At 55.5% G+C, this 23,257-nt stretch carries 22 protein-coding genes; 15 read left to right on the plus strand and 7 right to left on the minus strand.

Going from position 1 to position 23,257, the window contains the following annotated elements; all coding sequences use genetic code 11:
* Positions 1-90 precede the first annotated feature (90 nt).
* The 9 genes from N9C89_RS04765 to glmM all read left to right on the plus strand — a co-directional run bounded on the left by N9C89_RS04765 (position 91) and on the right by glmM (position 11,801).
* Entirely contained in the window at positions 91-1,035 is a 945-nt protein-coding gene (locus N9C89_RS04765; RefSeq protein ID WP_263952694.1) for a glycine--tRNA ligase subunit alpha, read from the plus strand.
* A complete protein-coding gene (locus tag N9C89_RS04770) occupies positions 1,032-1,559 on the plus strand; it encodes a DUF6446 family protein (RefSeq protein ID WP_263952695.1) in 528 nt (175 codons plus the stop codon). The genes N9C89_RS04765 and N9C89_RS04770 overlap by 4 nt, the downstream gene beginning before the upstream one ends.
* A 10-nt stretch (positions 1,560-1,569) precedes the next feature.
* A complete protein-coding gene (gene gltS / locus N9C89_RS04775; protein WP_263952696.1) occupies positions 1,570-2,781 on the plus strand; it encodes a sodium/glutamate symporter in 1,212 nt (403 codons plus the stop codon).
* A gap of 9 nt (positions 2,782-2,790) precedes the next feature.
* Positions 2,791-4,896 carry a glycine--tRNA ligase subunit beta gene (glyS, locus tag N9C89_RS04780; RefSeq protein WP_263952697.1) on the plus strand — a complete coding sequence of 702 codons (2,106 nt, stop codon included), beginning with the start codon at positions 2,791-2,793 and terminating at the stop codon, positions 4,894-4,896.
* Between the two features lie 128 nt (positions 4,897-5,024).
* On the plus strand, positions 5,025-7,595 hold the full coding sequence (gene ppdK / locus N9C89_RS04785) for a pyruvate, phosphate dikinase (protein ID WP_263952698.1): 2,571 nt from the start codon (positions 5,025-5,027) through the stop codon (positions 7,593-7,595).
* A gap of 221 nt (positions 7,596-7,816) precedes the next feature.
* On the plus strand, positions 7,817-8,557 hold the full coding sequence (locus tag N9C89_RS04790; protein ID WP_317134925.1) for a cell wall hydrolase: 741 nt from the start codon (positions 7,817-7,819) through the stop codon (positions 8,555-8,557).
* 60 nt (positions 8,558-8,617) lie between these two features.
* Positions 8,618-9,436: a dihydroneopterin aldolase gene (locus N9C89_RS04795; RefSeq protein WP_263952699.1), complete on the plus strand. Its 819-nt coding sequence runs from the start codon at positions 8,618-8,620 to the stop codon at positions 9,434-9,436.
* Positions 9,433-10,434, plus strand: a complete 1,002-nt coding sequence (gene folP / locus N9C89_RS04800) for a dihydropteroate synthase (protein WP_263952700.1) — start codon at positions 9,433-9,435, stop codon at positions 10,432-10,434. Before N9C89_RS04795 ends, folP begins: the two co-directional genes overlap by 4 nt.
* A gap of 11 nt (positions 10,435-10,445) precedes the next feature.
* Positions 10,446-11,801: a phosphoglucosamine mutase gene (glmM, locus tag N9C89_RS04805; protein ID WP_263953283.1), complete on the plus strand. Its 1,356-nt coding sequence runs from the start codon at positions 10,446-10,448 to the stop codon at positions 11,799-11,801.
* A gap of 3 nt (positions 11,802-11,804) precedes the next feature.
* Here the strand turns inward: glmM and N9C89_RS04810 are convergent, their stop codons facing one another.
* The 3 genes from N9C89_RS04810 to ilvC all read right to left on the minus strand — a co-directional run bounded on the left by N9C89_RS04810 (position 11,805) and on the right by ilvC (position 14,512).
* Entirely contained in the window at positions 11,805-12,401 is a 597-nt protein-coding gene (locus N9C89_RS04810) for a hypothetical protein (RefSeq protein WP_263952701.1), read from the minus strand.
* Positions 12,402-12,478: 77 nt separating this feature from the next.
* A complete protein-coding gene (locus N9C89_RS04815; protein ID WP_263952702.1) occupies positions 12,479-13,405 on the minus strand; it encodes a DMT family transporter in 927 nt (308 codons plus the stop codon).
* An 84-nt stretch (positions 13,406-13,489) separates the two neighbouring features.
* Positions 13,490-14,512 carry a ketol-acid reductoisomerase gene (gene ilvC / locus N9C89_RS04820; protein WP_263952703.1) on the minus strand — a complete coding sequence of 341 codons (1,023 nt, stop codon included), beginning with the start codon at positions 14,510-14,512 and terminating at the stop codon, positions 13,490-13,492.
* 136 nt (positions 14,513-14,648) lie between these two features.
* Here ilvC and N9C89_RS04825 point away from each other — a divergent pair, with 136 nt between their 5' ends.
* Entirely contained in the window at positions 14,649-15,107 is a 459-nt protein-coding gene (locus N9C89_RS04825; RefSeq protein WP_263952704.1) for an Lrp/AsnC family transcriptional regulator, read from the plus strand.
* Positions 15,104-15,562 carry an Lrp/AsnC family transcriptional regulator gene (locus N9C89_RS04830; protein ID WP_263952705.1) on the plus strand — a complete coding sequence of 153 codons (459 nt, stop codon included), beginning with the start codon at positions 15,104-15,106 and terminating at the stop codon, positions 15,560-15,562. The genes N9C89_RS04825 and N9C89_RS04830 overlap by 4 nt, the downstream gene beginning before the upstream one ends.
* Here the strand turns inward: N9C89_RS04830 and N9C89_RS04835 are convergent.
* On the minus strand, positions 15,559-16,758 hold the full coding sequence (locus tag N9C89_RS04835; protein ID WP_263952706.1) for a UbiH/UbiF family hydroxylase: 1,200 nt from the start codon (positions 16,756-16,758) through the stop codon (positions 15,559-15,561). The genes N9C89_RS04830 and N9C89_RS04835 overlap by 4 nt on opposite strands.
* Positions 16,759-16,774: 16 nt before the next feature.
* Positions 16,775-17,455, minus strand: coding sequence for a pyrimidine 5'-nucleotidase (locus tag N9C89_RS04840; RefSeq protein ID WP_263952707.1), 681 nt, complete (start codon positions 17,453-17,455; stop codon positions 16,775-16,777).
* A gap of 99 nt (positions 17,456-17,554) precedes the next feature.
* Here N9C89_RS04840 and N9C89_RS04845 point away from each other — a divergent pair, with 99 nt between their 5' ends.
* Entirely contained in the window at positions 17,555-18,196 is a 642-nt protein-coding gene (locus N9C89_RS04845; RefSeq protein WP_263952708.1) for a GntR family transcriptional regulator, read from the plus strand.
* Here N9C89_RS04845 and N9C89_RS04850 read toward each other — a convergent pair.
* A complete protein-coding gene (locus N9C89_RS04850) occupies positions 18,193-20,109 on the minus strand; it encodes a glycosyltransferase (RefSeq protein ID WP_263952709.1) in 1,917 nt (638 codons plus the stop codon). The genes N9C89_RS04845 and N9C89_RS04850 overlap by 4 nt on opposite strands.
* A gap of 214 nt (positions 20,110-20,323) precedes the next feature.
* Here N9C89_RS04850 and N9C89_RS04855 point away from each other — a divergent pair, with 214 nt between their 5' ends.
* Positions 20,324-20,698: a glycine zipper family protein gene (locus N9C89_RS04855; protein WP_263952710.1), complete on the plus strand. Its 375-nt coding sequence runs from the start codon at positions 20,324-20,326 to the stop codon at positions 20,696-20,698.
* A 77-nt stretch (positions 20,699-20,775) separates the two neighbouring features.
* Here N9C89_RS04855 and carA read toward each other — a convergent pair whose 3' ends face one another.
* The gene (gene carA / locus N9C89_RS04860) at positions 20,776-21,963 is read right to left on the minus strand and encodes a glutamine-hydrolyzing carbamoyl-phosphate synthase small subunit (protein WP_263952711.1); all 1,188 of its coding nucleotides are present in this window, start codon (positions 21,961-21,963) and stop codon (positions 20,776-20,778) included.
* 198 nt (positions 21,964-22,161) lie between these two features.
* On the opposite strand from carA, the gene N9C89_RS04865 reads away from it, so the two are divergent.
* Both N9C89_RS04865 and N9C89_RS04870 read left to right on the plus strand, forming a co-directional pair.
* Positions 22,162-22,620, plus strand: coding sequence for a GatB/YqeY domain-containing protein (locus N9C89_RS04865; protein WP_263952712.1), 459 nt, complete (start codon positions 22,162-22,164; stop codon positions 22,618-22,620).
* A gap of 215 nt (positions 22,621-22,835) precedes the next feature.
* Positions 22,836-23,216: a hypothetical protein gene (locus N9C89_RS04870; protein ID WP_263952713.1), complete on the plus strand. Its 381-nt coding sequence runs from the start codon at positions 22,836-22,838 to the stop codon at positions 23,214-23,216.
* The last annotated feature ends 41 nt before the right edge of the window (positions 23,217-23,257 follow it).

Raw genomic sequence — 23,257 nt, forward strand, 5'->3', positions numbered from 1 at the left:
GCGTGTTGCGCCTTAATAATGCAAGTGCAAGCAATTGACCCTGTAAGCTGAGCGGCCTATTTGGAACTAGTTTTTTACGAAGGGCCAAATATGACTTCCGTTCTGTCGCAAGAAAGAAACACGCCACGTAGTTTTCAGGAGATCATCCTGCGTCTGCAAGCCTACTGGGCTGAGAAGGGCTGTGCTGTGATGCAGCCTTATGACATGGAAGTCGGGGCAGGGACCTTCCACCCCGCAACAACCCTGCGTTCGCTTGGAAGCAAAGCATGGGCCGCAGCCTATGTGCAGCCCTCGCGCCGTCCAACCGACGGACGCTATGGCGAGAACCCGAACCGCCTTCAGCATTACTACCAGTATCAGGTGTTGATCAAACCAAGCCCGCCCGAATTGCAGGAGCTTTACCTCGGATCGCTTGAGGCAATCGGCATCAACATGGACATGCACGACATCCGCTTTGTCGAGGATGACTGGGAAAGCCCGACACTTGGCGCGTGGGGCCTTGGTTGGGAAGTTTGGTGCGACGGCATGGAAGTAAGCCAGTTCACCTATTTCCAACAAGTGGGCGGCCATGATTGCCAGCCTGTTTCTGGTGAGCTGACCTATGGGCTTGAGCGGCTGGCGATGTATGTGCTGGGCGTCGATCACGTGATGGATATGCCCTACAACGATCCGGACGCACCGATTGCGCTTACCTATGGTGATGTGTTCCGCCAGACAGAGCAGGAATACAGCCGTTGGAACTTCGACGTGGCCAACACTGACAACCTATTGCAGCATTTCCTTGATGCCGAAGCCGAGTGCAAAGCCATCCTTGAGCAAGAAGCCGTTGATCCCAAAACAGGCAAGCGCATTATTATGGCGCATCCTGCTTACGATCAGGCGATCAAGGCGAGCCATCTCTTTAACCTCCTTGATGCGCGCGGTGTGATCTCTGTAACAGAGCGCCAAGCCTACATCGGTCGAGTGCGTGCGTTATCAAAGGCTTGCGCGGATGCCTTCGTGCAGACCGAAGCTGGCGGCTGGGCGGCTGAATGATCGGGAAACTTCTGGCGGGTGTTATCGTGATTTCAGCTTTGGCCGCAGGCGCGGCGATGTATTACTTTCAGGTTTACGGTTTCTACACCGAGGTAGAGGCCAGTTCCCCTGACGCCGAAATCCGCATCACCAATATCGTGACAGGTGAGCCGGAGCCAATGTTGATTGCCGGTTTTGAAGGCATCGATTCCGATAGCTCCCCGATCCGGTTCCGTGCGTGTTTCACAACGCCAATGTCCAATGCCATGATGACCGAAACCTTTAAGGGATACCCCGCCGCAGAGCCACTTGTGGCTCCGGACTGGTTCAGCTGCTTTGACGCAAAGGCACTCGGCACAGCGATCAAGGCCGGAACAGCGACGGCGTATCTTGGCGAGGAAAACATCATTTACGGCATTGATCGTGTCATTGCGGTCTATGACGATGGACGCGCCTATGCGTGGCACCAAATAAACACCTGTGGCGAATATGCGTTCAACGGAGACCCGTTGCCCGCGTCTTGCCCTCCGAACCCGTCAGAGTAAGCGAGCACCGATGGAGCATGTTCACACCATACCGGAATTTATCACCGCGACCCTTGGGTTCGCGGTATTTCTGCTTGGTGCGCGGCTGACGCGGAAGGTTGCCTTCCTGCGCGAGTTCAACATTCCAGAGCCAGTCACCGGCGGGTTGTTGGCTGCGGTTCTGTTTGGGCTTTTCAGCTATATTACGAACTCCTCGATTGTGTTCATGATGGAGTCGCGGGACGTTTTTCTCGTGGTGTTCTTTACCGGTATTGGCCTGAATGCGCGGCTGTCTGATCTGGTGAGCGGCGGCAAGCCTCTTGCTTTGCTGATGATCCTCACGCTCGCGATCATTGTCATACAGGATATCATCGGTGTGGCGGGCGCTGTGTTGTTCGATATGCCGGCGCAGGCTGGTGTGTTGCTTGGGTCCGCGTCCTTGATTGGCGGGCACGGCACGGCCATTGCTTGGGCGCCGGAAGTCACGCGGATTACGGGAATGGACTCTGCCGCAGAGCTGGGCGTCACCGTGGCGACGGTGGGTCTGGTCTTGGCTGCGCTTGTTGGTGGTCCGGTGGCGAAGTTCCTTGTGAACCGCTACGATCTCCATTCTTCACACCCAAATGCAGAGAATACCGTTGGCGCAGTATACGAGGATGACGCCCATCCAGAGCCGATCACCCATATCAGCCTGATGCGCACACTCCTTGTGCTCAATCTGGCGATCATTGGCGGATTTCTTCTGCATGAGACGCTGCTGGATTGGGGCTTGATGCTCCCTCTGTTCGTGCCATGCCTAATTATGGGGATTGTGCTGGGCAACCTTCACAGCATCTTGTTTCCAAAGGTTCCAGCAGTGTCGCGCACGCCAACGCTTGCCGTTGTAACTGATTTCGCGCTGGGCGTATTCCTTGCAATTTCGCTGATGACGCTGGACCTCGCTGCTTTGGCGGGGCTGGGCGGGCCTGTCTTTGCAACAATTGCTGTTCAGGCCGTTGTAACGGTTCTGTTCGTGATCTTTGTGTTGTTCCCTGTACTCGGCCGCGGCTATCGAGCTGCCGTTTTGGCATCGGGTTTCGCGGGCTTTTCGCTCGGAGCAACGCCAACGGCAATCGCCAACATGACCGCCGTAACCAAACGTTACGGCCCATCACCTATCGCCTTTGTCGTTTTGCCGCTTGTGTCGGCATTTTTCGTAGATATAGCCAATGCGATTGTCATTCAGACAATCGTGAACTTCTAGGGACTTTTCATGCCTGATCTCCTGATTGAACTCTTTTCCGAAGAAATCCCGGCCCGTATGCAAACGCGTGCGGCGGCGGACCTGAAGAAACTCGTTACCGATGGGTTGGTCGAGGCTGGGCTGACCTATGCCTCGGCGGGGGCATTCTCGACTCCACGCCGTCTTGCGCTTTCCGTTGAAGGATTGCTTGCCGAAAGCCCCGACACCGTTGAAGAACGCAAGGGCCCCAAGGTCGGTGCGCCGGAAAAAGCGCTCGAAGGGTTCCTGCGCGGCGCAGGCGTGAGCAAGGATGACCTTGAAATCCGCGACGACAAAAAAGGGCAAGTGTATTACGCCACGATCAAGAAGCCGGGTCGCCCCGCTGCAGAGATCATTGCCGAAGTGCTTGAGGCAACCATTCGCAAGTTCCCGTGGCCGAAGTCCATGCGCTGGGGCGCAGGCAGCCTGAAATGGGTGCGGCCGCTGCATTCGATCCTTTGTGTTCTTTCGGATGAAGCAGGGGCAACCGTTGTCCCGCTTGAGGTTGATGGCATCGCGGCAGGCGACGAAACACGCGGCCACCGCTTCATGGCGCCTGATGCGATCAAAGTCACTAGCTTCGACGACTACGTTGTAAAACTCAAGGCAGCCAAAGTCGTGCTTTCTGCAGAAGAACGCGCCGAGCATATCTGGGCGGACGCCACCAATGCCGCCTTTGCGCAGGGGCTTGAAGTTGTAGAGGATAAGGGCCTTTTGGCCGAGGTCGCAGGGCTGGTTGAATGGCCTGTTGTACTGATGGGAGACATTGCAGAGGACTTCCTCGAACTGCCGCCTGAAGTGCTGCAGACCAGCATGAAAGAGCATCAAAAGTTTTTCTCTGTGCGGGATCCGAAATCGGGCGGCATTGTAAAATTCGTGACCGTTGCCAACCGTGAAACCGCTGATAACGGCGCGACCATCCTTGCAGGGAACCAAAAGGTTCTGTTCGCGCGACTTTCGGATGCGAAATTCTTCTGGGAGAACGATTTGCGCGTTGCAAAATCGGACATTTCGCAGTGGACCAAAGCGCTTGAGAACGTGACCTTCCACAACAAACTCGGAAGCCAGACCGCACGGATTGAACGCATCGCCCAACTTGCGCGTGAAATCGCGCCCGTGGTTGGCGCAGATGCAGATCAGGCAGAACAAGCCGCGCGCGTGGCAAAGGCCGATCTTTCAAGCGAAATGGTTTATGAATTCCCCGAACTACAGGGGCTCATGGGCCGTTACTACGCCGAAGCTGCTGGCCTTCCAAAGGCCGTTGCCGCCGCCTGCGAAGCGCATTACAGCCCGCTTGGTCCGTCTGACACGGTGCCGACCGAGCCTGTATCCGTTGCCGTTGCCATGGCCGATAAACTCGACACGCTTACAGGATTCTGGGCGATTGACGAGAAGCCAACAGGATCGAAAGACCCGTTCGCCCTGCGCCGTGCGGCTTTGGGTGTTATTCGTTTGGTTCTCGAGAATGATGTGCGGATCAATCTGGCTGGCGCAAACGCCTTTGAACCCGCATTTGCCGCAGTAAACGCTGCCGTCGCGGAGGCCTCTGAGCAAGAAGTGTCCGAGGTAAACGCAAACCTTCTCTCCTTCTTCCATGATCGCCTGAAAACCTATCTCAAGGATCAGGGCATCCGCTTTGATGTCATCGATGCTTGCCTTGCGATGCCAGGAAACGACGATCTGTCGCTCTTGGTTAAACGCGCAACGGCGCTTTCGGACTTCCTTAAGACCGACGATGGCGAAAACCTGCTTCAAGGGTTTAAGCGCGCGGCCAATATCCTTGCGCAAGCCGAAGAGAAGGATGGCGTTGAGTATAGCTATGGCGCGGATGTGAAATACGCCGAGACCGACGAAGAGCGCGCGCTCTTTGCGGCTCTGGACGCGGCAGAAAAAGACATTGCGCCTGCGATGGAGAAAGAGGATTTCGTTGCTGCTATGGGCGCGATGGCCAGCCTGCGCGCGCCGATTGATGCGTTTTTCGAAGCTGTACAGGTTAATGCCGACAGCCAAGTGGTGCGCCGCAACCGCCTCAACCTTCTGAGCCGTATTCGTACCCTGTGTCTCTCTGTCGCGGACCTGTCCAAGGTCGAGAGTTAAGCGCGACAACCTTTAGAAATAGCATTGTTGCCCCCTAGGCTCGGGGCAATGATACCTTTGCCGATAAGCACACCAAGCCTTGCCAGAAACGCCGCATCGGGTATTGTCTGTGGCAAAGGAGTGCTGCGGTGCAGAAACACACGGATATTGCGACTTATACCGAGATAACGCCCACTGCGCCCATTTACGTGGGGCAGCACGGCGGGCGGGCGAAATGCCTGCAACGCTTGGTTCGGCTTGATATGCCGGTTCCGCGCACGATTGCCTTGCCGTTTGATAAGGTGCAGGCCATTGCGGCGGGGTATCCGCCCAACACGGCGGCGATGATTGCGGAATTTGGTGAAGATGCGCTGATTTCGGTGCGGCCAAGCTCGGAAGATCCCGATTGGGGTGGGCCGCGTGCAATTCTGAATATCGGTATGAACGACGCGCGCCATGCTGCGCTGTGCGAGACCGAAGGGCCGGCAACGGCCAACGCCCTCTATTTACGCTTTATCCAAGCCTATGCGGTTCATGTGGCGCGGCTTGATCCTGATATGTTTGATGCGCCGATCCTGACGCCTTGCGCGGATGATCCCGACCTGTCAAAGGCGCTCGCAACGGCATTGCGGGCCTATGAAGACGAAACCGACGAGCAATTCCCGCAAGATCCAGCGCGTCAGCTTGGCGAAGTGTTGCGCTCCATGGCGCGCGCATGGGCAGGGACAACAGCGCGGCTTTTACGTCAGGCGAAAGGCGCCCCCGAAGATGCAGGGCTCGGCCTTGTGGTGCAGCAGATGGCGATGGGGATTGGTTCGGGCGAGAGCGGCTCTGGCGTGATCCAATTCGTCAACGGAACAACGGGCGAACCACAAATCACGGGCCGTTACAAAAGCCAAAGCCAGGGGCGCGATGCGCTCGGGGCAAAGAGCGAGGCGATATTCCTGAACAAAGACCCGCGCGGCACGTCGCTGGCCGAAATCCTGCCGGAACAGTTTGAAGCGCTTGTGCGTTTCGGCAAGCTTGGCCGCGAGCGCCTTCGCGATGAGATGCAAATTGAGTTCACCATCGAAAACGGTGAATTGGTTATCCTTGATGCTGTGCGCGTGTCTCGAACATCGGCAGCAGCGGTCGCGATTGCTGTGTCCTTGGCCGAAGACGGTATCATCAGCCGCGAAGAGGCGGTGCTTCGGATTGATCCGCGCGCGTTGACGGAAATGCTCCACCCGCAAGTCGACCCAGAGGCCGAACGCGATATTATCGCAAGCGGCATCGGTGCGTCGCCAGGTGGGGCGACGGGCAAAATCGTGTTTTCTGCTACCGCCGCACAAGCTTCCTTGGCTCAAGGAGACGATTGTATCCTTGTGCGCCGCGAAACCGCACCAGAGGATATTCGGGGCATGCACGCTTCTGTTGCCGTGATGACCGAGAAAGGCGGCATGACAAGTCATGCTGCCGTGATTGCGCGGGGGCTTGGTGTGCCATGTATCGTTGGCGCGCACGGGATTTCGATCAACCACCGCGACAAGATTTTGAAGTTACCTGATGGCCGCTTCTTTACTGAGGGCGATATCATCACCATTGATGGTACAACCGGCGAGGCGCTTGCGGGTGCGGCCAAGATGTTGGACGCAAGTCTTGATGGTGCCTTTACGACGTTGCTTGAATGGGCTGATGAGTTCCGCGACATCGGTGTGCGGGCCAATGCGGATACGCCGACAGATGCGCTTACGGCGCGGCGGTTTGAGGCGCAAGGCATCGGGCTCTGCCGTACAGAGCATATGTTCTTTGAGGACGACCGCCTGACCGTCATGCGCGAAATGATCTTTGCAAAGCAGCCAGAAGACCGGCGCGCCTCTCTTGATCAGCTTCTTCCGATGCAGCGCGCCGATTTTATCGAGCTGTTCAAAATCATGCAGGGGCAGCCCGTTTGCATCCGCCTGTTTGATCCGCCGTTGCACGAGTTTTTGCCGTCAACCCGCGAAGGGATGCGCGAACTGGCCGAGTCGCTCGATCTGCCTCTGTCTGACGTAACGCGCCGCATTGCCAACCTCAAAGAGTTCAACCCGATGCTTGGCCTGCGCGGCGTGCGGCTCGGGATTACCCTGCCCGAGATTTACGACATGCAGGCCCAAGCGATCTTTGAGGCCGCAGTCGAAGCCAGCAAGCATGGTGATCCTGTCGTACCTGAAATCATGATCCCGCTGGTCTCGGCCCAACGCGAGGCGGAGCTTGTGAAAACCCGTATTGATGCTGTTGCCTCGGCCGTTCGGTTTGCGACTGGTGTCGAGTTTACCTTCAGGCTTGGCGTGATGGTTGAAACCCCGCGCGCGGCACTTCGCGCCGGTGACATTGCCCAGAATGCCGCCTTCCTTAGTTTCGGTACGAACGACCTCACCCAGATGACCTATGGCCTCTCGCGAGACGACGCAGGGCGCTTCATGTCGGACTATGTACAGCAGGGGGTGTTTTCCGAAGATCCGTTCCATGTGTTGGATACGGACGGGGTCGGGGAGTTGCTTATGATTGGTGCCGATCGCGCGCGTGACGCTCGAGAGGGAATCATGTTGTCGCTTTGTGGCGAACACGGCGGAAATCCGGAATCTATCTCGTTTTGTCGTAAGGCAGGGTTCGACTATGTGTCTTGCTCGCCATATCGCGTTCCCGTTGCGCGACTGGCCTCTGCACAGCTTGCAATTGCAGACCCGAAACCTGAATAACCTCAAGTTTTTAAGGTAAATCGTTCAATTTAAATCAAAATTTCCGATTGTCTTTTTCGCGGCTGCGATTGTTCTTGAACCGTAGACAATGCAACCTTCCGCCGATCCTTGTTGCCAAAATGTCACGAGGGTGGACATTGCCAAGTTTTTGACATAGTTCACGCCTCGATCGCGGCCTGGGGGCTGCTGATCCACGGACGTGGGTTGAGAAAAGGTGTGTAATGTTAAATGTTAAATTGGTTGGCTTGCCCAGCAAAACGCTGCGCAGGTCTAAGGCGCTTTTGCGTCAAAGTTTTGCTCTTTTTTCTGTCCTCGGCGCAGGTTTCTTCGCGACTCCGCCAGAGGCCGAGTCGGTAACCGGAACCAAAGGCTCCGCAGAGTTTCAAATGGAGATGGACAGCTGGCTGTCTGCTCTCATTTCCTCCGAACGGGAAGCCCTAAAGCCGACTTCCGTCGCTCGCTCGAATCCCTTCAATCTTTCCGCGAATTCATCCGGCGAGTCTTCGTTTGAGTATTCGCGCGATTGGCTCGCCAGTCAACAGTTTGTTGAAGGAAATGAGGGCTGGGAATGTCTCACGCAGGCACTTTACTTCGAAGCACGTGGTGAGAGCGTAAAAGGGCAGTTTGCCGTGGCCGAGGTTATCCTGAACCGCGTGGCAAGCCCGCTCTATCCCAATTCGATCTGCGAAGTGGTGAATCAAGGGACAGGGAAGAAATTCCAGTGCCAGTTCACCTACACCTGTGATGGCCGCGCAGAGAAGATAAACGAACCCAAGGCGCATGAGCGGGTCGGTAAAGTGGCCGCTGCGATTTTGACGGGGGCAGCGCCATTCGGCCTGACCAAAGGCGCTACGCACTATCATACCAAGGCGGTAAACCCGCGTTGGGCGCGTAAATTCCCGCGGACTGCGACCTATGGGGCGCATCATTTCTATCGCCAGCCAGGCGCCTCGCGCAGCTAAAACCTCTGGCCTAGGTGGTCGGAAGCCTGATAAGGACGGCCCACCAACACGGGGGTCGCCATGTCTGACGAAATTTCTGTTGCATTCGCTCATCCCGAGGCCCGATCCCGCGCGCATCGGCCAGACGGCATAGCAGACCGGATTTCGCTGCGGGATCATATTGTTACTGTTGAAATCGGAGCCTTTGAGGTTGAGCGCGGCATAGAGCAACGGCTGTCGTTCAATGTGGTGGTTGAGGTTGCAGATGTTCCGCAGCCCCTTGAGGATGATGTGGATCGCATCCTCTCCTATGACCGGCTTACCGAGGCGATTGCCGAAGCCCTTGCTGCGCAACGGGTAAACCTTCTCGAAACACTGGCTCAAGACATTGCAGAGCGGATTCTACGAGAGCCGCAGGCCGAGCGTGTGTATCTTCGGATTGAAAAACTCGACAAGCCCGCCGGCGTTCTGGGAGTCGAAATTGTGCGCGAGGCTGGTGGCGCGCGCTCCGAAAGGGCTGAAACACGAGCAAAACCGGTTATTGCTGTCGCCGGATGCGATCTTGATGCAGTGCGCCGTCACTATCCTGATCAGCCAATCCTGTTGGTGCCGTCCGCTAACGCGCCATTGCCGGCTGCTGAGGTGGGAGAAGAGGCTGCGCGGCGCATTGCGCTTTTGGCTTGGGACCAAGCTGCTTGGATTTGGGCGGACGGACAATCTGACGTGACTGTTGTCAGCAGCCGTACCGAGGTTGAATGGGGCATCGCGCAAGGGCAGGTGAATATCTGGGCGCCGATGAAGCAAATCCTCGATAGCCCGACGCCTCCCAAAACTCTTACAACCCAATCGCTTGCACGGTGGATATCAGGTGTTCTTGAGGGCGAGGTCGCCGAACAATGACTCGATACTACCGCCCAATCTGCCAAGGTGGCGCAAATCGTCCGAAAGAGGCCCATGTGCTCGCGGGGGGCTGGACGTGGTTCACCCATGTGGAAGTGTTAGAGCGCAACACTGCGCCACGAGTGATTTCCGCAAGCGAAGTGCCTGACGACAAGCTGCGCCGATTAACCGCGCCGCGCGCGCCGATCTGTGGCATCGAAATGGCGCGACCCAGTGTGATGGGCATTCTCAATATCACGCCCGATAGTTTTTCAGACGGTGGGCAGTTTGACAGTGTTGATTCCGTTGTGGCACGCGCTTCGGCGATGGTGAAGCAAGGGGCGGATATCCTTGATATCGGTGGAGAGTCGACAAGACCGGGCGCCGATACGGTTTCGATTGAGGATGAGATTTCGCGGGTTGTTCCTGTCATTTCGGCAATTCGCGGCGCGATGAGCGCACCAATTTCCATTGATACGCGTAAATCTGCGGTGGCAGAGGCCGCACTCTCTGCGGGGGCGGGGCTGGTGAATGACGTGTCTGCGTTTGGCTATGACAAGGCGATGGCGGGCTATGTTGCGGCAACGGATGCACCTGTGTGCCTGATGCATGCGCAAGGGTCGCCCGAAACGATGCAAAACGATCCGACCTATCAGAATGTGGTTCTGGATGTTTACGACGCTTTGTCGGAACGCGTGGCCAAGGCCGAAGCCGCAGGCATTTCGCGCGACCGCATTCTCGTTGATCCAGGTATCGGGTTTGGTAAGACGCTTGACCATAACCTCGCACTTTTGCGTAACATCAGCCTATTTCACGGGCTTGGATGCGCAATCCTGCTCGGCGTTTCGCGCAAAAAGTTTATCGGAACCCTCTCAGGTGCCGAGGTCGCTTCAGAGCGCGTTGCCGGAACGATTGGTGTGACGCTTGGGGCGGTGATGCAGGGTGTTCAGATGCATCGCGTTCATGATACCAAAGAAGTTAACGAGGCCATGAGCCTTTGGGCGGCGGCATATTTGTAGAGGGACCCACAATTATGGGCAGTATTTTTGGCACGGACGGCGTGCGCGGGCAGGCAAATACATATCCAATGACAGCCGAGGTCGCGCTTAAACTCGGCGCTGCTGCGGGGCGTTATTTCCGCAAAGACGGGCAAAACCGCCACCGCGTTGTGATCGGCAAGGATACACGGCTCTCCGGATATATGCTGGAGAATGCGCTGACTGCTGGCTTAACGAGTACGGGTATGGACGTATTGCTGATGGGGCCTGTGCCTACGCCGGCGGTTGGGTTTCTAACGCGGTCCATGCGTGCGGACTTGGGGATCATGATTTCGGCCAGCCACAATCCGCATTCTGATAACGGCATCAAATTCTTTGGTCCGGATGGTTACAAGCTGTCTGATACGGCGCAGTCCGCAATTGAGGAGCTCCTTGCCGGAGAGATCACACCTGCGAAGCCAGCCAATATCGGCCGTGCCAAACGAATTGACGATGCTGTTGGCCGCTACGTCGAATATGCAAAAACAACCTTTCCCGCGCGAGGGTTACTTTCCGGCCTTAAAGTTGTGATCGATTGCGCCAACGGGGCGGCCTATCGCGCGGCGCCGGAAGTTTTGTGGGAGCTGGGTGCGGATGTGGTGCCAGTTGGCGTTGCGCCCAACGGTTTCAACATCAACGAAAACTGCGGCTCGACCAGCACCCAAACCGCGAGCGAAGCCGTGGTAAGCCATGGCGCAGACCTTGGTATTTGCCTCGATGGCGATGCCGACCGTGTGATGATCATTGACGAGACCGGACAGGTTGCCGACGGGGATCAGATCATGGCGCTTCTTGCCGCCCGTTGGGCGAGCGAGGGTAAGCTTGCAGGCAATACGCTCGTGGCAACGGTTATGTCGAATCTTGGCCTTGAGCGCTTCCTTGAAGGGAAGGGGCTGACGCTTCTACGCACCAATGTGGGTGATCGTTACGTAGTCGAGGCAATGCGGCAGGGCGGTTACAACCTTGGAGGTGAGCAGTCGGGCCATATTGTCATGACCGATCACGCAACCACGGGCGACGGCCTGATTGCAGGGCTTCAATTCCTTGCAGAAATGGCCCAGACCGGACAAAGCGCAAGCGCGCTCACACAAAACTTCGCACCAATCCCGCAAATGTTGAAAAATGTAAGGTTTAAGGCCGAAAACGATCCTTTGATGAACGGAAATGTTCAAAAAGTGATAGAGGCCGGACACGGAAAACTCGCAGGAACGGGCCGTTTGCTCATTCGGAAATCTGGTACAGAGCCGCTCATTCGTGTGATGGGCGAAGGCGAAGACGAAGGGCTCTTGCAATCGGTGATCGAAGATATCGTCGGCGCGGTTGATCAGGTTGTGAAGGCGGATGCCTAGGGCCTAGCTACCTTCCATTGCGAGGTGCGGTTTAATGAGAATAAGCAGTTCGCTGTTGCGCTGGCGCGCTGTTCCGATGGCATCGCTGCGGCGGAACGAGTCTCCAATGATTGGCGTGCTGAGCGAGAGCGGTTTGGGCCGTCCCGGAACCTCATACTCATAGTCGCGATGGGTTAGCAGTGTCTTTTTCGGACGCTGCATACTTGCGGCCAAGGGGACCAGAATGAGCATCGTGTTGATCAAATACATCGTTGCCACAACCGGAGCGTTTCTAAATTGGCTTGCAAGTGTTTGGCGGGTGAGATCGCCAAGGATGGGGATATTTGACGTATCCGCACGGTTGGCCGAAAACCGCTTAACCGGAGACCCGAGATTGTACCCGAACGGCGAGTTGCCCAGCAGCATAATCAAATATGTAAGTACGATAATCGAAGTACCGATTTGAAGCTGGATGCGTGCAAGGGATTGGTCAACGCCGCCTTCGCCTTGGTGTCCTTTATCGTTGTTTGCGATGAAGCTTTGTGACGGGGAGGGCCGCAAAATCATTGGAGCGGCCACTCCGGAAAGCAAAAGGCCCTTAGAAAAATCGCGTCGGTCCATACTCAATACTCCCCTACTAAATGCAGGCAGCATACCATATTTCTGAATAATCTCGAAAAGGGCGGGTTTTCCGAGCCCTAGGGGAGGCGCGACGTTGGTGAGAACATGCGCCGTAACGTGCCCCATTGGCTTATGGCGACACCTGACAAAATCAGCGCAAGTGCGATAACAAGGCTCGCCGGTAGCGGCTCGTTCAGGAAAACCGAACCAAAGATCACAGCCCAAACAGGAACCTGATAGGCCGTAAGGCTCATAAAGCCGGGGCCTGCGCTGCGGATTACCAGCACACGGAGCAGGTTTGCGCCAGCAGTGGGAACGAGCGCGAGCAATAGTAACAGACCGAGTGTCGTCGCATCTGTTTTCGGGACGGGGCCCTCAACCACGAAGGCAGTTGGTACAACAACACAGGTTCCGATCAACATGGTCATCGCGGCAAGCCCGATGGGGTCGACCTTTGGGAGGTTGCGCATTGTTACGGAGCTAATCGCATATCCGGCCGAAGCGGTAAGGCAGGCTATGCGACCTGCGGTTTCCAATGGGTTGCCCGAGCTCTCGAAGGCCTGAAAGCCTATGAGTACGACAACTCCGAAGAAACCGATCAGGAAGCCAAGAAACTTCCGGAGGTTAAGCCGTTCATGCGGGACCAGAAAATGCGCAAGCGGTAGAACAAGAAGCCCGACAGCCGCCATCGAGACTCCCGCAAAGCCGGAAGCCACATACTGTTGCCCCCAGCTTAGAAGCATGAAGGGCAGCGCAGTTGAGCAGATGCCAACAAGCAAAAGTTTCAGAGTGTCGCGAAGGCTGGGACGGACTTCAAACAATCGAAATCCACGCAGGGACCAGATCCCGGCCAAAAAGAGTGCCGCAAATCCGATACGCGCCGATGCGAGCCAGAACGGGGATATGCCGCGCAAGGCGAGAGATTGCACCAGAAATGTTCCGCCCCAGGTCATCCCGAGCAAAAAAATCATCAGCCAATCAACTGGGCGGACATTCGGGCCCATGGGCGCTCCGTTCTGTTTGACTTGAAAGCAATTGACCCCGACCAATGGCCGGGGTCAATCTAAGAATTAAAGCGTTTGCTTCGCTTAGTTTTTCTCTTTGTCGACCATCTTGCCAGCAGAGATCCAAGGCATCATGGAGCGAAGTTTCGCGCCAGTTTCTTCGATCATGTGCTCGTCGTTTGCACGACGCGAAGCTTTGATGGTTGGCTGACCAACAGCATTTTCCAGCATGAAGTCACGTACGAATTTACCTTGCTGGATGTCCGAAAGAACGTCTTTCATCCGCGCTTTGGTTTCGTCGTAGTTCAGGATGCGAGGGCCGGTGACATACTGGCCGTATTCCGCAGTGTTGGAGATCGAGTAATCCATGTTGGCGATGCCGCCTTCGTAGATCAGGTCAACGATCAGTTTCACTTCGTGCAGACATTCGAAATAGGCCATTTCAGGTGCGTAACCTGCTTCAACCAGAGTTTCGAAACCACAGCGGATAAGTTCAACAAGGCCACCACAAAGAACGGCTTGCTCACCAAAGAGGTCAGTTTCGCATTCTTCGCGGAAATTTGTTTCGATGATGCCGGAACGACCGCCGCCGATCGCGGAACAGTAGGACAGGCCGATTTCCAGCGCTTTGCCTGTTGCGTCGTTGTCAACGGCAACAAGGCAAGGAACGCCGCCGCCTTTAACATATTCGCCGCGCACAGTGTGGCCTGGGCCTTTTGGCGCCATCATGATGACGTCAACGCCTTCTTTGGGCTCGATCAGGCCAAAGTGAACGTTCAGGCCGTGGGCGAACGCGATTGCGGAGCCTGGCTTGATGTGGTCGTGAACGTATTTCTTGTATGTCTCGGCCTGAAGCTCATCGGGCATTGTGAACATGATCACGTCGCACCATGCAGCGGCTTCGCTGATGCCCATAACCTGAAGGCCTTCGGCTTCGGCTTTCTTGGCGGATGCAGACCCTTCGCGCAGGGCTACAGCAAGGTTTTTCGCGCCGGAGTCACGCAGGTTGAGCGCGTGGGCGTGGCCTTGGGAACCATAGCCGAGGATGGCTACTTTTTTGTCTTTGATCAGGTTAATATCGCAGTCGCGATCATAGTAAACGCGCATTGTGGCGCTCCTTTTGCAGAAGTTTCTCTTGAGGTGGAAAGTACGCATTTCCTGAGTGCTCTGCGGAGTTATTTCAGTGGATTTCTAAGTATTTTCGATATATTTATTCGCGCAGGCGAGTAATTAGGTGAAATTTATGCGCGTTGACGAAATAGACCGAAAGATTTTGCGGCAAATGCAGGCTGATCCTGACTTGCCCATGAGTGCATTGGCAAACCGCGCTGGCCTGACCTCAAGCGCATGTGCGCGGCGATTAGAGAAAATGCGCGAGGCGGGAATCTATCGCGGGCAACAGGCGGTCATCAATTGGGCTGCGCTTGGGTATAACGTCGAGGTTTATCTGCGGGTTACGCTCGACAAAACCCAACCCCGCGCATTTGATGATTTCATCGAAGAGGCGCGTAAAATTCCAGAGGTGAGTGAGGTTCACACTTTTCTTGGGCGGGTTGATGTTCGGTTGGCTGTTCTTGCCCGTGACATGGCGCATTATCAAGAAATCTATAAAACACGGATACTTACCCTGCCTCATATCACTGATATCGAGGCGCTGATGCGGGTTTCTTCGATCAAGGATACGGAGATATTGCCGGTATGATCGAACTCGATGACATCGACCGCTCGATCCTTCGCGCGCTTCAGTCGGATGCAACGCAGGGTGCTGGGGCGCTCGGCAAACGTTTCGGCTTGTCGCAGCCTGCAACGTGGCGGCGGATCAAACGGCTTGAGAGCGCAGGTGTCATTGCCGGGCGGCGCATTCTGCTTGATCGCGAAGCGCTTGGTTTTGGTGTGACCGTTTTTCTTGGCGTGAAGTTGGCGACGAAAGGGCGGGTGAGCCTTGAAGACTTCGAGCGCGCGGTAACGGCGATTCCCGAGGTTCAGGCGGTGCACCATGTTTTGGGGCTGTATGATTATCGCCTCAGAGTCGTGGCGCGGGACCTCGCGGACTTCGAGCGCGTTTTGCGGCGCCGGATCATGACGCTGCCGGGGGTTGGCAACGTTGAGGCCAATGTAATCCTAACCGAAGAGCGCTTAGCCGGTCCGATTGGTTAACGTGCACCCAAACCCGCACGCATTAACCCTTTGCGCAGGGGCGTAAAGGCATAGAGACCCGTAAGGGCTTCGGCGCGGAGATCGCGCAACCCTTGAGCGCCAAGCATTGAAGCGCGGTTCAAGAGGTCAACGCCCGAGACGCGGATTTTCGCTTCGCGCATCCTTTTGCTTTCATAGGTATCAAGCATTTGCGTTGAACCAATTTGGGCGGGGTTTTGAACTGCCAACTCGCGCAATACCCGAAGATCGCCAAGGCTCATGTTCAACCCCTGTGCGCCAATCGGCGGAACAACATGGGCGGCTTCGGCCATTAGAGCGGTGCGTTGGGCGGTCATGCGATGGGCGATTTGGCTAATGATAGGCCACTTGCTGCGACGTGTGGCGAGTTTGAGCGGGCCGAGAATATGCGCGGAGCGGGCGCTCATTTCCTCTTCAAATTCTGCTTCGGACAGCGCGGCGAGGCGTTCGATCTCCGGCCCTTCGTTCTTCCAGACCACAGCTGAAAAGTGACGCCCCTCGCGGCTCGGCAAGGGCACCAGTGTGAACGGCCCGCCACTTCGGTGCACTTCTGTCGAGATATTGTGATGCTCAAGGTGGTGTTCAACCGAAAATGCGAGGGCCTTTTGCCCGTAACGCATTGTTTTAACATCTATACCATGCGCGCGGCGCACGTGAGAGTTCCGACCATCCGCCCCAATCAGCAGTTGCGTAGTATAGCGGCTTCCGTCGCTCAAGCTCACCAGCGCCTCTGCCTCGCGGGTCACGATATTCTGTGTGGCAACACCTGCGCGGAAGGTGACGTTTGGCATGGTTTCAAGTTGCGCTAAAATTTCGCGCCGCAAGAGCCAGTTGGGCAGGTTCCAACCAAAGGGAAGGTCACTGATTTCGGCTGCGTCAAAATCCTTGATAATCCGAGGTTCGGGTGTTTCTCCGCCTGCGTCTACGATGCGCATGATCTGAAGCGGTGCGGCATAATCGGCCAGACGTTCCCAAAGCCCTGCGTCCATCAGTGTTTGGCGCGCGGGCTGTAAAAACGCGGTGGTGCGCAGATCTGATTTGGGGTCGGCCTGTTCGGTTACGGGGGGCGCGGGATCAACACAGACAACAGAAAACCCTGCCGCCCCAAAGGACGCCGCCGCCGTAAGCCCGGCAATGCCGCCGCCGGAAATCAGGATATCTGTGCTGTGTCTGCTCATCTAATCTACTTTTGTATCAATGGTTTGCGTCAAGTATGCGAGAGAGAAATCCGCTGAGGTCGTCAGTGTGATGATGAATATGCTCAGCGCGTTCTGCGACAGGAGCCACATGGATTGTGCGCATGCCCATCTCGTGGGGGGCTTGCAGGTTGCGCGGATCGTCCTCAAACATCGCAGCTTTTTCCGGCGCAATGCCGTCACGGGTAAACACAGCCTCAAAAGCGCGGCGTTCGGGCTTGGGCCGGAAATTCGCGTGCTCAACGCCATAAACCGCGTCAAATAAACCACTCAGGCCACGCGCAGCAAGAACGCGTTCGGCATAGGGGGCGGTTCCGTTTGTATAGACGATTTTGCGCCCTGGTAGGCTTTTGATTCTGTTCGAAAGTTCCAGATCCTCTTGCATATGATCCAAAGAGATTTCATGCACATGCGTGAGGTATGGGGCAGGGTCGACGCCGTGTTCATCCATCAATCCGGCGAGTGTTGTGCCGTAAGTGCGCCAATAATGCTGCCGGAGGTGATTGGCCTCGTGACGCGGCACATTGAGCGCCTGCATCACGTAATCGGTCATCCGCACCTCGATTTGCGAGAATAGCGCATCCTCAGGCGGGTACAGGGTGTTGTCGAGGTCAAAAACCCATTGGCTCACATGGGTGAAATCGGCGGCTGGACCGCGAAGGTGGGACGTGTCGTTCATGCCGGCAGGATAGGGTGAATTGCAAGGAGGGGCAACGGCGGGGTTGATTGCGGAAGGGTGCGAGGGATAGTCTGTCGCGAGCGATATGGGGAGACCGGAATGGGCGATCAGAAACAAGGGCAAAAGGATGCCTATGCGTTGATACTTGATGCGATCGACGTGGGTATGTATCGCCCCGGTGATCGACTTGTGGAGAGCGAATTGGCAGAGCGGTTCGGCGTTTCGCGGACCCCAATTCGTGAAGCATTACAACGGCTTGAGACCCAAAGCCTTTTGGCGCGTGATGGTCGGAGCTTGATTGTGTCATCGCTTGATCACAACCAACTCGCGGAACTTTATGTGGTGCGGACCGAGCTTGAAGGTTTGGCGGCGCGTCTTGCCGCGCGCCATGCCGCCGAAGAAGAAATCCGCGTATTGCGCGAGATGGTCGAGGATGATCGCAAGATAGTGAACGACCCGAGCGCGCTATCGCGATCAAATCGACGCTTTCACAAACAGATTCATTTGGCTTCTCACAATCGGTATCTTGTGCAGCAGCTTGACCTTGTTCACCGCACGATGGCGCTTTTGGCAACCACATCGCTTGCCGTTGAGGGGCGTGGTGAGACGGCTATTGAAGAGCACGAGGCGATTGTTGCTGCGTTGGAAAATCGTGACGGTGAAGCGGCACATGAAGCTCTCAAGAACCATATTTCCAAGGCATTCGAGACACGCTTGAAGCTGGACTCGGGGATGGACTAGGCCTCTTTGGCAGGTTCGGAATTTTTAGTTTTAAATTCAATGCCGTGTTCTGTTTTGTCCCAGTAGAATGGTTTTGTAAGCAGCTCGAATATGCCTTTGAATGCAGCGACCGTGCCGAGCGGGAAATAGAGGTGCAGGCTTGGTAGCCACCAGCGAAGCCGTTTGTGTTGTGTTTTCGATAAGACAACCGCACTCACACCGATGCTCACCGCTTCGCAAAATAAGAACAAGCCTCCGAGCGCCAAGAGTGTCGAGTGGGCAAAAATCTGTTCCAGCGGGTGTTGAATTGGTAAGAGCACAAGCCACATCGACCAGAGGAGCGGCGCGAGGATGTATTGGCTCAGGGAGCCAAGAAACAGCAGTTGAACACCGAAAAAACGCCAAGCCCCTAACTCACGCAAGAGAACTCGCGGGTGGCGCATGTGTACCGCCCATGTGATGGCGTATCCTTTGAGCCACCGTGAACGCTGCTTAACCCAAGGCCAAAGGCGGCAATTTGCTTCTTCCTGCGTAACGGTATGAATCATCTCGGTTTTATAGCCGTGTCTGGCAAGGCGAATACCGAGATCTGCGTCTTCGGTAACGTTATGCGCATCCCAACCGCCGAGCCGCTCGAGCGCTTCGCGACGGAAGAACAAGGTTGTGCCGCCGAGCGGAATGGCAAAGCCAAGCTTCTGTAGCCCCGGCAGAACGAGGCGGAACCATGTGGCGTATTCAATGGTGAAGCACCGCGATAGCCAATTGGTTCTCGGGTTATAAAAATCAAGGATGCCCTGTAAGCATGCCACTTCCGGCCCGCGTTGGTGAAAATTTCGGACCACGGCGTGAATCTGGCCAGGGTCGGGCGCATCCTCAGCGTCATAAACCCCAATGATCGTCCCGCGGCAGAAATCCAACGCATAGTTCAACGCGCGCGGCTTCGTACGCACGCTTCCAGCGGGAACTGTAATCACGCGCGCCCATGTTGGGAGCTCACATTGGGCAATCGTGTGTTGGGTTGTAAGGTCATCGGCTTCGACCACAAGGCAGATATCCAACAACTCGCGCGGATATGAAATGCGTGCCAATCGGCGGATTAGATGACTTGCGATTTTCCGTTCTTTGAAAAGAGGGACCATTACCGAAACAACGGGCAGGCGCGCAACGGCCACGTTATCAGCGTGAACGAATGCTGGCTTCTTGCGAGGTAGAAACCGTGGCGCTTGGGTAAGTGCGGCGGCGAGTTTCAATCCGGTCGACAGGATGAGGGTGGCGATTGCCCAAAAGAACAAGGCTGTAAACACAAGCTTTGGCACAGCGATGAGTGCAGCCGCGAAGCCCAAGAGAGCGCATGTGGCGATACGCATGTGGCGTTTGCTTTGCCAGTTTCGGCAGCTTTCGGCTTCGGAAACGCAAGTTTCGGCATTCTCGATTAGCTGATCTTTTCGGACTTGTTGTAGCGCGCTAAGAACCTGTTTTTCCGAAGAAATAGCCATTTGCACAGGGCCAAAATCCTCTGGCAGTCTTGCGAGGAGGTCTTCGAATTCCGCAGGGCGTGAGGTGCAAATCACCGTGACCGCTCCGATGCGTTTCCACGGGACAAATCGGCCCATAAGGCAGGTTCTTACGCCTATGTCGTCGATCAGTCGGGGGTCTGGAGCCTCGGCGCTGAGGTCAATGGTTTCTGTGCCCCACTGTTCTGACAATCCAGAGAAAAGGGCGTCTTCGCTAACGAGTCCATGGCTAAGGAGGATATCGCCGAGTGGCACATCTTCGCGGTTTTGGAGCGCAAGAGATTTAACCAAATCACCCGGTGCGAGAGCGCCTTGCTCTACCAATATTTCACCCAACGGTCTTCGACCAGCGACGGGCCGAGGCAATTTCGGGTGATTGTGGCGTTGAACCGGTACGGTTTTGAGTGCGCTGCTCAGCATTTGCCGTAGATTTCCTTGAGTGACTTAAGGATTCTGGGAAGAAATGGTTAATGAGAGGTTAACAGCCGTGCGCGCTGCTCAAATTGCCGCGTGTGTGATATCAATGCCGCGCTTCTGACAGCGATTTGATTTCAGAGCAAAGCTGCCATAGGCTTAGAGTATTCCTGCGCATTCTTTGCGTTTTTTCTTTTTATTCAGACAGAAAGTGCTCGCTATGAAACATTTCAAACTGATCTCAGCTGCTCCGATTATCCTGTCGATCGCCGCCTGTACCAACACGGGCGCGAGTTATCAGCCTGTGATTGATGGGCCGGTTGGCCCGAATTACGGCGCGGACCTTGCCTCCTGTCAGAACCTCGCGGCGCAACAGGGCGCTTTGTCGAGTGATACCGCAGGTAAAGCAGCGGCTGGTGCGGGTGTTGCCGCGGCGTCGACGGCTGTGTTTGCTAACAGCGGAAACAACGTGCGGGATGCGGCGATCCTTGGTGCTGCGGCTGGTGTAACTGCTGGGGCGCTTGACCAGAATTCCAAAAAAGAAGCCATCATCAGAAACTGTATGGCGCAACGCGGCTATAAAGTTGTTGGCTAAGGCATAGCGAAAAGGCCGAGCGCAGGATATGCGTTCGGCCTTATTTTTGTCTTTGAAATTCAGTTTCTTATGCTTCTTCAGGCAGGCAATGCTTCGGCACGTTTAGCCATGGCGTCTGCGAAGCGCTCGAACAGGTAATAGCTATCTTGCGGGCCGGGGGAGGCTTCTGGGTGATACTGCACAGAGAATACGGGTTTCCCATCAACACGCAGACCGCAGTTTGAACCGTCAAACAGCGAAACATGGGTTTCGAGAACACCTGTTGGCAGGGATTGACTGTCTACTGCGAAACCGTGGTTCATCGAGGTGATTTCAACTTTGCCGGTGTCGTGGTCCTTGACCGGATGGTTGGCGCCGTGGTGACCGTGGTTCATTTTCACGGTTTTTGCACCAAGGGCGAGGGCCAGCATTTGGTGACCAAGGCAAATGCCGAAAACAGGGATGTCTTTGGCAAGAACGTCTTTGATCATCGGCACGGCATATTCACCTGTTGCCGCCGGATCGCCAGGGCCATTGGAGAGGAAGACACCATCTGGGTTATGAGCCAGAACTTCCTCGGATGTTGCTGTTGCAGGAAGCACAGTCACATCGCAGCCCGCAGAGGCAAGGCAACGTAGGATATTACGCTTTGCGCCGAAATCGATGGCGACAACCTTGTGGCCCTTCTCGGTCCGCTTTGGGAAGCCGTCGGGCCACGCCCAACGCATTTCATCCCAAGTGTAGCTCTGAGAGCATGTCACTTCTTTGGCGAGGTCAAGCCCTTCCAACCCTTTGAATGCGCGCGCTTTTTCAACGAGCGCAGCAATGTCAAAGTTACCCTCTGGGTCATGCGCAATTGCAACATGCGGCGCACCTTGTTGGCGGATTGCGCGAGTCAGGCGGCGCGTGTCGACACCACCGATACCGATCCGGCCACGGCGGGCCAGCCATTTGGTTAGCTCTTCGGTGGCGCGCCAGTTGCTTGGTTCTGTCGGGTCCCATTTTACCACCATACCGGCGGCGAAAGGATCGGCGGTTTCGTCATCCTCTGGGGTGACGCCGGTGTTGCCGATGTGCGGGAAAGTGAAGGTCACGATCTGGCCCGCATAGGACGGATCAGTCATGATTTCCTGATAGCCGGTCATGGCGGTGTTGAAGCAAAGCTCGGCTTCTGCAACGCCGGTTGCGCCGAAGCCCACCCCATAAAACAACGTTCCATCCGCAAGAGCCAAACAGGCAGTTGGATGATCGGGAAGTGAAAGCGGGGTGTTAAGGGCGGCAGACACGGGCGACTCCTTTGTCAGACGGGCGCAAACTTGCGGGAAACTAGAGGCCTGAGCCGGAACGGTCAAGGGGGCGGAAGAAAAATAGATTCCCCTTATTTTATGGGCTTTTACCAAGACAGTGAGTGGTTGAACGGTTAGCGCTCACGGGATAATATCAAAGGCTCGGAAATAATTCGGAAACCAGGGGATGGGCCACCGATGGATATGCGAAGCAGACTGACAACCTCGATGAAAGAGGCGATGAAGGCCAAAGAGGCCGAACGCCTTTCGACGTTGCGCCTGATTAATGCGGCGATCAAGGATCGCGATATCGCCATGCGTGGCGAAGGGAAAGACGGGGGCGTCGGAGATGATGAAGTCCTTGGAATTCTTGGAAAAATGGTGAAACAGCGTCAGGAAAGCGCGCGCGCCTATGAGGAAGGCGGGCGGCTTGAGCTGGCGGAAAAGGAACGTTCGGAAATCGCGATTATCGAAGAGTTTTTGCCTCGTCAGCTAGACGAATCAGAGACAGAGAAAGCGGTTGAGAAGGTTATTTCTGAAGTAGGCGCAGAATCGATCCGTGACATGGGCAAAGTCATGGGTGCGCTAAAATCAAAGTACACCGGCCAAATGGATTTCGGCCGTGTCGGACCGATGGTCAAAGACAAACTCGGCTAAAACCGGTGTAAGATTCACATATGTTTTGCATATGATTTCCATATGCGAATTTTCAGAAAAAACGGCGTCCACTTCGGGCGCCGTTTTTTTTGTGCAAGGTAGTCCCAAAGTAGATTTGGCGGCCAAAATTCTCTCGAATTGACAAATTGTCATGATGTATGCGTAAATATATGCGTTATTGGTGTTTCTTAACGAGTTATTTCTAGGAGTTTGATATGAAATTTGCACTTTCTTTCATTGCTGGAACGGCCATTGCGACCGGTGCGTTTGCAAGTTGTCCTGCGTCTTCACCGAATATCAAATGGAATACCCATTCGGGAGATCAGCGCGTAAATGCTGCTTTCCTTCAGAAAACCTTGCCGGGAATGAAGGTCGATTTTGGGAGTGACGGTGCGGAAATTTATGGGGCAGACGGAACCTATATCTATCGTGCGGGCAATCAAGCTTACAAAGCCCCGAGTTATAAGTTTTATGATGATGGAACGCGCTGCATCAACTACGCAAATCCGCGTTTTGATCTCTATGTGGTAAATGAAAAGCGGCTTGTTTTGGTAAATGCTGCCGGAGCTCGATTGGAAGGCAAGCTGATGAAATAAGTTTCATCAAGTTCTCACGCAAAGCTAATCGACCTCCGGCG

It is taken from the genome of Halocynthiibacter sp. SDUM655004, from assembly GCF_026015885.1.
Taxonomy (GTDB): Bacteria; Pseudomonadota; Alphaproteobacteria; order Rhodobacterales; family Rhodobacteraceae; genus Falsihalocynthiibacter; species Falsihalocynthiibacter halioticoli.

What these genes read in the sequence shown, in the direction of transcription:
- N9C89_RS04765 (WP_263952694.1), top strand. Translation starts at nt 91, where the DNA reads ATGACTTCCGTTCTGTCGCAAGAAAGAAACACGCCACGTAGTTTTCAG.
- N9C89_RS04770 (WP_263952695.1), top strand. Translation starts at nt 1,032, where the DNA reads ATGATCGGGAAACTTCTGGCGGGTGTTATCGTGATTTCAGCTTTGGCC.
- gltS (WP_263952696.1), top strand. Translation starts at nt 1,570, where the DNA reads ATGGAGCATGTTCACACCATACCGGAATTTATCACCGCGACCCTTGGG.
- glyS (WP_263952697.1), top strand. Translation starts at nt 2,791, where the DNA reads ATGCCTGATCTCCTGATTGAACTCTTTTCCGAAGAAATCCCGGCCCGT.
- N9C89_RS04790 (WP_317134925.1), top strand. Translation starts at nt 7,817, where the DNA reads ATGTTAAATGTTAAATTGGTTGGCTTGCCCAGCAAAACGCTGCGCAGG.
- N9C89_RS04795 (WP_263952699.1), top strand. Translation starts at nt 8,618, where the DNA reads ATGTCTGACGAAATTTCTGTTGCATTCGCTCATCCCGAGGCCCGATCC.
- folP (WP_263952700.1), top strand. Translation starts at nt 9,433, where the DNA reads ATGACTCGATACTACCGCCCAATCTGCCAAGGTGGCGCAAATCGTCCG.
- N9C89_RS04810 (WP_263952701.1), bottom strand. Translation starts at nt 12,401, where the DNA reads ATGGACCGACGCGATTTTTCTAAGGGCCTTTTGCTTTCCGGAGTGGCC.
- N9C89_RS04815 (WP_263952702.1), bottom strand. Translation starts at nt 13,405, where the DNA reads ATGGGCCCGAATGTCCGCCCAGTTGATTGGCTGATGATTTTTTTGCTC.
- ilvC (WP_263952703.1), bottom strand. Translation starts at nt 14,512, where the DNA reads ATGCGCGTTTACTATGATCGCGACTGCGATATTAACCTGATCAAAGAC.
- N9C89_RS04825 (WP_263952704.1), top strand. Translation starts at nt 14,649, where the DNA reads ATGCGCGTTGACGAAATAGACCGAAAGATTTTGCGGCAAATGCAGGCT.
- N9C89_RS04830 (WP_263952705.1), top strand. Translation starts at nt 15,104, where the DNA reads ATGATCGAACTCGATGACATCGACCGCTCGATCCTTCGCGCGCTTCAG.
- N9C89_RS04835 (WP_263952706.1), bottom strand. Translation starts at nt 16,758, where the DNA reads ATGAGCAGACACAGCACAGATATCCTGATTTCCGGCGGCGGCATTGCC.
- N9C89_RS04840 (WP_263952707.1), bottom strand. Translation starts at nt 17,455, where the DNA reads ATGAACGACACGTCCCACCTTCGCGGTCCAGCCGCCGATTTCACCCAT.
- N9C89_RS04845 (WP_263952708.1), top strand. Translation starts at nt 17,555, where the DNA reads ATGGGCGATCAGAAACAAGGGCAAAAGGATGCCTATGCGTTGATACTT.
- N9C89_RS04850 (WP_263952709.1), bottom strand. Translation starts at nt 20,109, where the DNA reads ATGCTGAGCAGCGCACTCAAAACCGTACCGGTTCAACGCCACAATCAC.
- N9C89_RS04855 (WP_263952710.1), top strand. Translation starts at nt 20,324, where the DNA reads ATGAAACATTTCAAACTGATCTCAGCTGCTCCGATTATCCTGTCGATC.
- N9C89_RS04865 (WP_263952712.1), top strand. Translation starts at nt 22,162, where the DNA reads ATGGATATGCGAAGCAGACTGACAACCTCGATGAAAGAGGCGATGAAG.
- N9C89_RS04870 (WP_263952713.1), top strand. Translation starts at nt 22,836, where the DNA reads ATGAAATTTGCACTTTCTTTCATTGCTGGAACGGCCATTGCGACCGGT.